Raw genomic sequence first — 964 nt, 5'->3', positions numbered from 1 at the left:
ATTTATACAAGGCAGAGGTTTCGATGTGTAGCTAGCCTACATGAGAAGCCGATAACGTAGTAGAAATGACCAGCAAACGCTGCCCGAAGGGTTCGGCTAAAAGCGTTTTACTCTTTGTTGAGGGAGATTTGCTTAGAATGACTAGGCTACTTCCCCCTCGCCGCGATTAAAACGCTTTTATCTCGAACAAAATTTAACCGCGAAAGGTCAACACGCCCTAATTACACCCATAAAAAAACGCGAACATTGAAATTCAATATTCGCGCTTGTTCGAGTTCGATAGCAGGAAGTCGTCAATGAACGAGAACCCTCCTACGAAGCGATCTCGTTACATAATCTTTGTAAAGCTACGTGACAAACGTTCTGTCTACTATTTCTGAGATGCAGGCTTAGAACGGCTTCTAGATGGTGAAGGTTTGTTACCTGTAGGCTTGTTACCTGATGACTTGTTAGACGGTTTGCTCGAACCATTACTTCCACCGAAACCAGACTTTTTAGGTTTACCTGCACCACCTGGCTTGCCAGAACTATTCGTAGAAGGCTTATTACCGCGCTTATAGTTGCTGCCATTATTTCTTAAAGACTTATCATCACCAGCAGCTGCAGAGTTGCTGTCTGAAGCTTTGTTGCCTGAGTTAGGCTTACGCTTTGGAGCAGATCCATTACCTGCTACATGACGCTTGTTCTTGCCTGCTGGCTTATGGCCGCGAGCATTCTCACCAGAACGTTGGCCATCCGAGTGTTCGCGTGTCTTTTTCGGTTTCTTAGGCTTAATCGGACGCGAATCCAAGCGAGATTCTGGTAATTTGTTTACGGGTGCAAAACCTTCCAGTTCACGACGCTCCAGTACTTGTTGAATAAGGCGTTCAATACCGAATAGCTCACCCACTTCATCTGCACAAACCAATGAAATTGCTTTACCAACTTCACCAGCACGGCCAGTACGACCAATACGGTGAACGTA

1 pseudogene is annotated in these 964 nt (G+C 45.5%); it reads right to left on the bottom strand.

Features of this window, described 5'->3' with window-relative positions:
- Window positions 1-370: 370 nt before the first annotated feature.
- Window positions 371-964: pseudogene (locus AB4496_RS02245) on the bottom strand (ATP-dependent helicase); the annotation flags it as partial.

It is taken from the genome of Vibrio sp. 10N.222.46.A1 (genome assembly GCF_041473595.1).
GTDB classification, from domain to species: Bacteria; Pseudomonadota; Gammaproteobacteria; order Enterobacterales; family Vibrionaceae; genus Vibrio; species Vibrio tasmaniensis_A.
The sequence above is the reverse complement of the archived record's forward strand: the minus strand, read 5'-3'. Positions and strand labels throughout refer to the sequence as shown.